This is a genomic window from Curtobacterium sp. A7_M15 (assembly GCF_030705415.1).
Lineage (GTDB): Bacteria > Actinomycetota > Actinomycetes > Actinomycetales > Microbacteriaceae > Curtobacterium.
The window spans coordinates 1-9,862 of the sequence record NZ_JAUZED010000126.1 but is presented as its reverse complement, the minus strand read 5'-3'; the positions used below and the strand labels follow the sequence as shown (position 1 = coordinate 9,862).

Sequence of the window (9,862 nt, the reverse complement as noted above, 5' to 3'; positions counted from 1 at the left end):
GGGTCCTCGAACGGGACCCGACCTCTTCTGCTCACGCGAGGAGACGGAGCGGCGCCGCCGCGTCAGCCCAGCGGGATCGGCGCGGTGATCGGCCCGGTGGACGGCGACGGCGAACGGAGCGATGCGCGACGGGTGCTGCGACGTTCGGCACCGTAGCTCACCATCGTCATGAGCACCCCGAGCAGCGCCAACACGATGCCGAGCCACCCCGGGGCCGTGAAGCCGAAGCCGGCCGCGATCACCGCACCACCCAGGGCCGCACCGAGCGAGTTTCCGATGTTGAACGCCGAGTGGTTGAGCGCGGCCGCGATCGTCCGCGCGTCACCGGCGACGTCCATCAGCCGGGACTGCACGGCCGGCGGGATCGCGGACGAGGTCGCACCGAGCAGGAACGCCCCGAGGAAGACGCCCCAGACCCACTGCGCCGTGAGGACCGTCACGAGCAGGGCACCGATCAGCGCGAACATGCCGACGTAGATGGTGCGCTTGACGCTGTGGTCGGCGAGGTGCCCGCCGAGTACGCCTCCGACGACCATGCCGATGCCGACGACCACGAGGACGAGCGGCACGAACGACTCCGGCAGCCCGGTGACGTTCTGGACGAGCGGCGAGATGTACGAGTAGACCGCGAAGAACCCGCCGAAGCCGACGGCTCCGAGACCCATCACCATCCAGACCTGGGGCACGCGGAAGGCGCGGAGCTCGCGGCCGATCGTCGCGTGCTCGTCACGGGCGCTGCGCGGGACGAAGGCCCAGACCGCGAGGAACGTCAGCGCGAACAGGACCGCGACGACGCCGTACGCCACGCGCCAGCTGGCGACCTGCCCGACCCAGGTGATCGCGGGGACGCCCACGACGTTCGCGACGGAGAGGCCGAGGAGCACCATCGCGATGCCCTTGCCGCGCTTGCCCGGACCCATGATGTCGCCCGCCACGATCGACGCGATCCCGAAGTAGGCACCGTGCGGCAGTCCCGCGACGAACCGAGCCACCAGCACGAGGCCGAACGACGGCAGGACCGCGCTCGCGACGGTGGCCAGCACGAACCCGACGAGCAGCACGAGGATCAGGCCCTTGCGCGGGAACTTCGCCGACATCGCCGCGATCGTGGGAGCACCGACGACGACTCCGAGGGCGTACGCACTGACGAGCCAGCCGGCGTGCGCGATCCCGGCGTCCGGGTCGATCCCGTACTGGTGCGGAAGGAGCGCCTCGGCGATGTTCGGCAGGAGCCCCATCGCGACGAACTCGGTCGAGCCGATGGCGAACCCGCCGAGGGCGAGGGCGATGAGCGCGAGTGCGCGGCGCGCAGGCGTGAGCTGGGACATGGTGCCTGTTCTGGGACGGGAGGAGCGGGACGGGTTCCGGACGTCGACTCGCGGGAGTCGGCTGGGACCGTCGGTGCGCGTGGTCGCTGCACCGGGCCTCCGGGCCGTCGCGTCGCGAACGGTGCGAGCCACGGCGGGCGGAGAGCGGTCCTGGTTCAGCGGCGAACGTGGACTGGCCGGTCACCACGAGTGGCCGGTCTCAGCAGTGTAGACCGCTCCAAAGGCCGAACGGAAGCGGCCCGCCGAATCGATTCGACCGGCGTCAGGCCGCGCGACGCTCCGGTTGTGCGGGGGTCGTGGCGACCAGCCCGGGCAGTTCGTCGCGGTGGACCCACCCGGCGCCGCACTCGGTGCAGCTCGCCCAGGCGTTCTCGCCCTGCTCGTCCGAGTCGATGACGACCGTCCGGAGGTCGCAGTCGGGGCACAAGCCGTCGTGGATCATCACGCGCTCCTCGTCGTCGTGTGGACGCCGTCCGTCCATCACCGACAGGACACACCCGACCACCGACATCCGTGGGAGGCGCACGGCGTGTCGCTCAGTCGTCGAGCGCAGCCTCGAGCCGCTCGAGCTTCCCGTCGATCTCGCCGGTGTGCCCCGGCCGGATGTCGGCCTTGAGCACGAGGGACACCCGGGTGCCGTACGCCCCGACGGCCTCGGTGGCGCGCTTCACGACGTCCATGACCTCGTCCCACTCCCCCTCGACCTCGGTGAACATCGACGAGGTGCGGTTCGGCAGCCCGCTCTCGCGGACGATCCGCACGGCCGCCGCGACGGCGTCGTGCACGGATCCGTCCGACGACGCGGAGGGACCACCGGACGGAGCGACGGAGAACGCGACGATCATGCGTCCATCCTGCCCCCTGCCGGCACGACCGGCACGGCGGTGGTTCGGGCCCGGACGCCGAGCCGGACGATCGCGACGACGCTCCACACCAGCACCCCGACCTCGAGCGCGTTCCGGAGCGTGAGGACCACGAGCACCCAGGGCTGCACGGTGAGCACCTGGTCGTAGAACCCGGGGTAGATCACCTGCGTCAGCAGCGCCATCGGGATCGCGGCCACCGCCACGGGCAGGAAGCGCCGGGCACTCGGTCGGCTGGCGACGAGCCCCCACACGATCGGGACGGCGAACCACCCGATGTACTGCGGCGACCCGACCTTGTTGGCGGCGACGAGCGTGGCGACGAACAGCAGTGCCAGCAGCGGCGCCGCCTCGGCACGCGGGGCCCCACGGCGCACGGCCCACAGCGCGAGCAGCACCCCGCCGAGGACGACCACGGCCATGAGGGGCGTCGACAGCGCGGCCGCCGCGTGCGTCCCGGCCCCGGACACCTCGAACGTCAGGATCTCCTGGTCGTAGTAGACCGCTGCACCGGGGACGCCGAGCGCCGCCGCCCACATGAACGGTGTGGCGAGCGGCGCCTCGATCTGCAGTGCGCGGCCGCTCTGCTGCCCCACGAACGAGAACAGGTGTGCTGCTCCCCCGTACAGGACGTCGACGAGGACGATGAGCGCCGTGAGCACGAGCGCGCCGACCAGGACCCCGCGGCGGTGACCGCGGCGGAGCAGCAGGAGCACACCCACGAGCGCAGCGGGCCACACCTTCGTCCAGGCGCCGGCGGTGAACAGTGCCGAGGTCACTGCCGGCCGCGACGCGACGAAGGCCACCCCGACCAGGGTGAGCACGGTCGCGACGGTGTCGATGCGCCCGAGGGCGATCGGCCCGAGGGCGAGCAGGAAGGCGAGCCACCACCAGACGACGCGCACGCCGAACGCACGGAAGCGCCAGAGGAACCCGCACGCGACGGCGTCGAGCACGACCATGAGCACGAGCCAGCCGGTGCCGATCGACGTCACCCCGCCGAGGGCCGCAGCCGCCATCGGCACGATCGCGAGGATCGGGTACACCCAGTCCTCGTCGATCCCGACCCAGAACCCGGACGCGTGCCCGGTCTCGATCCACCGTCGGTAGGTGATCGTGACGTCGCCGAGCGGCAGGTTCGCCGAGACCGAGCTCTGCCACCAGAGGACCGCGTGCACGGCGGCGAACGCCACCACGAACACCACGACCCCGGGCCACCACGATCGCCACGGCGAACGCCACCGCGAACGCCACGCCGACCGCTCCACCGTCCTCTGCACCGGACGAGCGTAGCGGTCGAGCGGAGCGGCACGCCCGTCACAGGTTCCCCCGAGCATGACGTGTCACCGTTCCCCTCGTGACCTCCGACACCCCGCGAACGCGCCGCAAGGCCGTCATCTCGATCGCCGTCGTCGCCGCGGTCGTCGTCATCGGCGTCGTCGCCGCGATCGTCGGAACGAAGCTCTACACGAGCAACGAGAACGCGAAGGCCTCCGCAGCGCCGAGCGTCGCCGCGAGCCGCGCACCCTCGACGCTCGACACCGCCGATCTGTCCGGCACGTGGGCGGTCGGCGGCGACTCGGAGGCCGGGTACCGCGTCCACGAGGTCCTCAACGGCTCGGACGTCACCGTCACCGGACGCACCGACCGCGTCACCGGCAGCGCCACCGTCGACGGCACCGCCATCACGAAGGCCACCATCACCGTCCAGGTCGCCGACATCACCACGGACTCGGCCCAGCGCGACTCGTACTTCCGCGACTCGGCACTCGACACGTCCGCGTTCCCCACCGCGACCTTCACCCTCACCGAGCCGATCGCGGACGCGGTCCCCTCCGGCTCCGGCACGACGAAGGTCGAGGCCACGGGCGACCTCACCCTGCACGGGGTCACGAAGTCCGTCGCCGCGACGCTCGAGGTCGGGCTGAACGGCGACGGCGTCGACGTCTCCGGATCGATCCCGATCACCTTCTCGGACTTCGGCGTGCAGGCGCCCAGCCTCGGCTTCGTGCAGGTCGACGACGCGGGTGCGGTCGAGTTCCTCGTGCACGCGACCCCGGCGAGCTGACGCGCACGACGCGCGTCACGCCGTCGACGTGACCACCTGACGGCCGGGAGGCGCGGTGCCGACCCGCACCGCGCCTCCCGTCCCACACGCGCGAGCGCCCAGAGCGTCGTCCCGCTTTCGTACGACAGCGGCCGTGTCGCAACCGCGCGCGTGCAACCATTGCGTCCGCAACGAACGACCCCTGCGCTGTCGTACGACAACGGCGGTGTCGCAACCGCGCGCGTGCAACCATTGCGTCCGCAACGAACGACCCCGCCGCTGTCGTACGACGTCGAACATGTCGTTCCGAGTCGGCCCAGGGCCCCCGCCCGCCCCGCCCGACCCAGCCGACCCCGCCCCGCCCGCTACCCCCGCGCGTCACCCTCGACGACCAGGTCCCGCACGACACCCGGCAGCTGATCGACCAGCGCCGCCATCGTGAACGGCCCACCGCCGGACGCCCTCCGCGCCGCGATCCCGTGCACCACCGCAGCCGAAGCGGCCAGGTGCGCCAGATCGGACGGCGACAGCGACGCCCCCGAGGCCTCCGCCGCCCCCTGCCGAGCCGCCACGAGCGCCCCGAGCACCCCGCCGAGGACGTCACCGGCCCCAGCGGCGGCGAGCCACGGCGTCGCCGACGAGGCCACGAGCCGCACCGCCCCGTCCGGCGTCGCGACGTGCGTCGCGGCACCCTTGAGGAGCACGACGCTCCCGGTCTGCGCGGCCGCCCGCACCGCCGCAGCGGCCGGGTCCCGCTCGATCTCGGCGCGGTCGACGTCGAGCACACCGGCCAGCTCCCCCGCGTGCGGCGTCAGCACCGCCGTGGGCCCGAGGGACACCAGCGGGATCGCGCCGGCGTCCACCACCACGGGGACCCCGTCGTCCGAGGCGTGCCGGAACCCCTCGGCCGTCACGTCGTCCAGGGCGTCCAGCGACGGCGCCGAGATCCCCGAGCCGACGAGCCACGCCTGCACCCGTCCGATCCCGGCGACGACCTCGGGACGCCGGGTGAGCACGTGGTCCGACGCACGCGACGGTCCGACGTACCGGACCATGCCGACCCCGGTGTGCACGGCGGCGTCGACACCGAGCACCGCAGCACCCGGGTACTGGTCGGAGCCGGTGGCGACGCCGAGGACACCCCGGCGGTACTTGGTCGAATCGCCGTGCGGGGCGGTGGTCCAGGCGGCGGCGTCGGTCGGGGCGAAGGGGACGAAGTCGTTCACGGTCGCCACGTTACGGTGGAGCGCATGAGCCTGTTCCTCCCCGGTCGTGTGGTGGTCTTCGACTACGGCGAGGTGATCAGCCGGACTCCGCACGCCTCGCGGGACGCCCTCGTCGCGGCGACCGGGGTGCCGGCGGACGAGCTGTTCCCCGTCTACCAGGGGCTCCGGCACGACCTGGACCGCGGCGACCTGTCCGTCCTGGCCTACTGGCGCGCGATCGCCGAGCGCACCGGGCGGACCTGGAGCACCACCGACATCCACCGGTTCTGGGCGATCGACTTCACCGGGTGGTTCGAGGTCGACCCGGAGACCCTCGCGATCGTCGAGGAACTGCACGACGCCGGCACCCGGGTGGCCCTGCTGTCGAACGCCGGGTTCGACTTCGGTGACCCGTACCGTCGGTCGCCGATGGGCTCCCTGTTCGAGACGGTCGTCGTGAGCGCCGAGGAACACGTCCTGAAGCCCGACGCATCCATCTACCGCGACACCTGCGCGCGCCTGGGAATCGAGCCCGGTCAGATGGTGTTCGTCGACAACAGGGCCGAGAACGCCGCCGGTGCGGAAGCGATCGGGGCGGTCGGCCACCACTACACGTCGTCCGCCGGCCTTCGACGGTTCCTGCAGGAACTCGCCGACACCGGCGCGACCGTCGAGAAGGAGTCCGCGTGACGCACGCCCTGTTCGAACCGATCACCATCCGGGACCTGACCGTCCGCAACCGCATTTGGGTCTCCCCGATGTGCCAGTACTCGGTCGAGGCGCAGGACGGCGTGCCCACGCCGTGGCACCTCGTGCACCTCGGCGGGTTCGCCAAGGGCGGCGCCGGCGCGGTCGTGGTCGAGGCCACAGGTGTCGTGCCGGAGGGGCGGATCAGCCCGCAGGACCTCGGGCTGTGGAACGACGAGCAGCGCGACGCGTTCCGGCCGATCGTCGACTTCATCCACTCGCAGGGGGCCGCGGCGGGCGTGCAGCTCGCACACGCCGGCCGCAAGGCGTCGACGTTCCGCCCGTGGGAGTCCACGCACGGGTCGGTCCCCGCCGAGCAGGGCGGCTGGTCGACCGTCGGCCCCTCGGCCGTCGCGTTCGACGGGTACGCCGAGCCGCGCGAGCTCGCCACCGAGGACATCCGCGTGGTGGCCCTGGCCTTCGCCGCCGCGGCACGCCGGTCGATCGAGGCGGGCTTCGACCTCGTCGAGATCCACGCCGCGCACGGCTACCTGCTCCACCAGTTCCTGTCGCCGCTGAGCAACCACCGGACCGACTCGTACGGCGGCTCACTCGAGAACCGCGCCCGCGCGCTGCTCGAGGTGCTGGACGCCGTCCGCGCGGAGGTCGGCGAGGGCTTCCCGGTCGTCGTCCGCTTCTCGGCCACCGACTGGGTCGACGGCGGGCTGACGCTCGAGGAGACCACGCAGGTCGCCCGCTGGGCCGCCGAGCACGGCGCCGACCTCGCCGACGTCTCGACAGGCGGGAACGTGGCGAGCGCGCCCATCCCGGTCGGCCCGGGCTACCAGGTGCCCTTCGCCGACGCGATCAAGCGCGACGCGGGCATCGGCACGATCGCCGTCGGCATGATCTCGGAGGCGTTCCAGGCCGAGCAGATCGTGGCGACGGGCCAGGCGGACGTCGTCATGGTCGGCCGAGAGTTCCTGCGCGACCCGGGCTTCCCGCTCCGCGCCGCCGTCGAGCTCGGCGTCTCGGTGGACTACGAGCCGCAGCAGTACCACCGCGCGCGCGTCACCGCGTAGGCCGGTCCGCGCGACGCGGGTCGCGCCTCCGGGTCCCCACCAGGGCCGTCCAGGAGGCGCGACCCGCGTTCTGTACGTTTTCTCGGTTTGGTCGCGCACCACGCAGTACGATGTGCTCACTGTGGACGATCCTCCGAATACTTCTTCGCCTCACTCATCCGCCGCTCACTCGGTGAGCTGCACTCCCTCGCGCCCGGCGGGAGGTGGATCATGAGCCCGATCGACATCGTCATGCTGATCGGCGGCATCCTGCTGACACTCGGCACCGGCGTGTTCGTCGCGTCCGAGTTCGCGCTCGTCAACCTCGACCGCGCCGACGTCGAGGCCCGGCAGGACCGCGGCGAGACCGGCCTCGCACCCGTCATCGGTGCGCTGAAGGTCACCTCGACGCACCTCTCCAGCGCGCAGCTCGGCATCACGCTGACCACGCTGCTCACGGGCTACCTGCTCGAGCCGTCGATCGCGACGCTGCTGGAAGCGCCGTTCCTCGCGCTGCGGCTGCCCGAGGCGATCGTCGAGACCGTCGGCTCGATCGTCGCGCTCGTCATCGCGACGCTGCTGTCGATGATCCTCGGCGAACTCGTGCCGAAGAACTTCGCGCTCGCACTCCCCCTGCAGACGGCGAAGCTCGTCGTGCCGCTGCAGATCGCGTTCACCACGGTGTTCAAGCCGGCCGTCGCGGTCCTGAACGGCACCGCCAACGCCGTGCTCCGGGCGATGGGCATCGAGCCGCAGGAAGAGCTCTCCGGTGCGCGCAGCGCCGAGGAGCTCACCTCGTTGCTCCGTCGGTCCGCGTCCGAGGGCTCCCTGGAACAGGACACCGCGACGCTCCTCGAGCGGACGATCTCGTTCTCCGAGCTGAGCGCGAGCGACGTGATGACCCCGCGCCCCCGACTCTCCACGATCCGGGTCTCCGAGTCGGCGGACGACGTCATCGCGCTCGCCCGCAAGACCGGCTTCAGCCGCTTCCCCGTCATCGAGGAGGACGCGGACGACGTCGTCGGCATCGTGCACGTGAAGCAGGCCGTCGCCGTCCCGCGCGAGAAGCGCCCCGAGGTCCCCGTCGGTGCCCTCATGACCGACGCCGAGCGCGTCCCCGAGACCATGCCCGGCGACACGCTGCTCGCCGAGGTCCGCGGTCGCGGCTACCAGATGGTGATCGTCGTCGACGAGTACGGCGGCACCGCGGGTGTCGTGACGCTCGAGGACCTCATCGAGGAGATCGTCGGCGAGGTGTCCGACGAGCACGACCGGGCACGGATCGACGTCGTCCGGTCGCGGAACTGGCTGACGTTCCCGGGGCTCCTCCGCCCGGACGAACTCGAGGACCGCGCGGGCGTGAAGGTCCCCGAGGACGGGCCCTACGAGACCGTCGGCGGGTTCATCATGTCGACGCTCGGGCGGCTCCCGGCCGTCGGTGACGAGGTGCCGCTCGAGGACGGCGTGTTCCGCGTCGAACGCCTCGACGGACGCCGCATCGACCGGATCCGCTGGACGCCCACGCCGCCGGAGACCCCGGCGACCGGCATCATCATCCCGGCCACGAAGACCTCGACGAAGGGCGGTACCCGATGAGTTCCGACTGGTGGGGCATCTTCTGGCTCGTCGTCCTCCTGCTGGGCAACGCCTACTTCGTCGCGGCGGAGTTCGCCGTCATCTCCGCACGCCGTTCCCAGATCGAACCGCGGGCCGAAGCGGGCTCCCGCGCCGCACAGATGACGCTCTGGGCGATGGAGCACGCCACGCGCATGCTCGCCACCACCCAGCTCGGCATCACGGTCTGCTCGCTCCTCATCCTCAACGTCTCCGAGCCGGCGATCCACCACCTGCTCGAGGTCCCGCTGCACCTGACGGGCTGGAGCGTCGAGGTCATCGGGGTCGTGGCGTTCGTGTTCACGCTGCTGCTCGTGTCGTTCCTGCACGTGGTGTTCGGCGAGATGGTCCCGAAGAACATCTCCTTCTCGATGCCCGACCGTGCGGCGCTGCTCCTCGTGCCGACGCTCTGGTACATCGGGCACGGCCTGCACTGGGTCGTCGTCGGCCTGAACGAGGTCGCGAACGCGGTGCTCCGGCTGTTCCGCGTCGAGCCGAAGGACGAGGCGGTGAGCGCGTTCACCGTGGAAGAGGTCCAGACCATCGTCGAGCAGTCCCGCCGCGAGGGCACCCTCACGGACGACGGCAAGCTCGCCCTGGCGTTCGAGTTCACCGAGAAGAAGGTCAAGGACGTCGCCGTACCGATGGCCGAGCTCGTCACGCTGCCCGAGGACGCCAGCCCGGGCGACGTCGAGCGGGCGGTGGCCCAGCGCGGGTTCTCGCGGTACGTGCTCGTCGCCGAGGACGGCTCCCCCACGGGCTACGTGCACGTGAAGGACGTCATCGACCTGCGACCGGACGAGTACGACGACCCGGTGCCGCCGAAGCGGATCCGGCAGCTCATCTCGCTCTACACCGAGATGGACCTCGAGGACGCGCTCGCGACCATGCGTGCCGCTGGTCGCCACGTGGCGCGGGCGTTCGACGCCGAGGGGCGGACGCTCGGCGTGCTCTTCCTCGAGGACATCCTCGAGGAGCTCGTCGGCACCGTCGAGGACGCGACCCGACGGCGGTAGACGCGCGCGGATGACGGACGGGAGGCGCGGTGCAGGCTGGC

General features: G+C 71.8%; 10 protein-coding genes. 5 read left to right on the top strand and 5 right to left on the bottom strand.

The features are described from left to right. Window positions 1-62 precede the first annotated feature (62 nt). The 4 genes from Q7F20_RS16315 to Q7F20_RS16300 all read right to left on the bottom strand — a co-directional run bounded on the left by Q7F20_RS16315 (window position 63) and on the right by Q7F20_RS16300 (window position 3,471). A complete protein-coding gene (locus Q7F20_RS16315; protein WP_305741122.1) occupies window positions 63-1,328 on the bottom strand; it encodes an MFS transporter in 1,266 nt (421 codons plus the stop codon). 262 nt (window positions 1,329-1,590) lie between these two features. Continuing rightward, window positions 1,591-1,770, bottom strand: coding sequence for a hypothetical protein (locus Q7F20_RS16310; protein ID WP_305741121.1), 180 nt, complete (start codon window positions 1,768-1,770; stop codon window positions 1,591-1,593). A 94-nt stretch (window positions 1,771-1,864) separates the two neighbouring features. After that, window positions 1,865-2,173: a thiamine-binding protein gene (locus Q7F20_RS16305; RefSeq protein ID WP_070416362.1), complete on the bottom strand. Its 309-nt coding sequence runs from the start codon at window positions 2,171-2,173 to the stop codon at window positions 1,865-1,867. Then, the gene (locus Q7F20_RS16300; RefSeq protein WP_305741120.1) at window positions 2,170-3,471 is read right to left on the bottom strand and encodes a hypothetical protein; all 1,302 of its coding nucleotides are present in this window, start codon (window positions 3,469-3,471) and stop codon (window positions 2,170-2,172) included. The genes Q7F20_RS16305 and Q7F20_RS16300 overlap by 4 nt, the downstream gene beginning before the upstream one ends. A gap of 77 nt (window positions 3,472-3,548) precedes the next feature. Between Q7F20_RS16300 and Q7F20_RS16295 the strand changes: the two genes are divergently transcribed. After that, on the top strand, window positions 3,549-4,259 hold the full coding sequence (locus Q7F20_RS16295) for a YceI family protein (RefSeq protein ID WP_305741119.1): 711 nt from the start codon (window positions 3,549-3,551) through the stop codon (window positions 4,257-4,259). Between the two features lie 344 nt (window positions 4,260-4,603). Here Q7F20_RS16295 and Q7F20_RS16290 read toward each other — a convergent pair whose 3' ends face one another. Beyond that, on the bottom strand, window positions 4,604-5,464 hold the full coding sequence (locus Q7F20_RS16290) for an ADP/ATP-dependent (S)-NAD(P)H-hydrate dehydratase (RefSeq protein ID WP_305741118.1): 861 nt from the start codon (window positions 5,462-5,464) through the stop codon (window positions 4,604-4,606). 24 nt (window positions 5,465-5,488) lie between these two features. Between Q7F20_RS16290 and Q7F20_RS16285 the strand changes: the two genes are divergently transcribed. The 4 genes from Q7F20_RS16285 (at window position 5,489) to Q7F20_RS16270 (ending at window position 9,821) form a co-directional block, all read left to right on the top strand. Continuing rightward, on the top strand, window positions 5,489-6,133 hold the full coding sequence (locus Q7F20_RS16285; protein ID WP_305741117.1) for an HAD family phosphatase: 645 nt from the start codon (window positions 5,489-5,491) through the stop codon (window positions 6,131-6,133). Continuing rightward, on the top strand, window positions 6,130-7,212 hold the full coding sequence (locus Q7F20_RS16280; RefSeq protein WP_305741116.1) for an NADH:flavin oxidoreductase/NADH oxidase: 1,083 nt from the start codon (window positions 6,130-6,132) through the stop codon (window positions 7,210-7,212). The genes Q7F20_RS16285 and Q7F20_RS16280 overlap by 4 nt, the downstream gene beginning before the upstream one ends. Window positions 7,213-7,422: 210 nt before the next feature. Next, on the top strand, window positions 7,423-8,787 hold the full coding sequence (locus Q7F20_RS16275) for a hemolysin family protein (RefSeq protein ID WP_305741115.1): 1,365 nt from the start codon (window positions 7,423-7,425) through the stop codon (window positions 8,785-8,787). Continuing rightward, window positions 8,784-9,821: a hemolysin family protein gene (locus tag Q7F20_RS16270; RefSeq protein WP_305741114.1), complete on the top strand. Its 1,038-nt coding sequence runs from the start codon at window positions 8,784-8,786 to the stop codon at window positions 9,819-9,821. Before Q7F20_RS16275 ends, Q7F20_RS16270 begins: the two co-directional genes overlap by 4 nt. Window positions 9,822-9,862 lie beyond the last annotated feature (41 nt).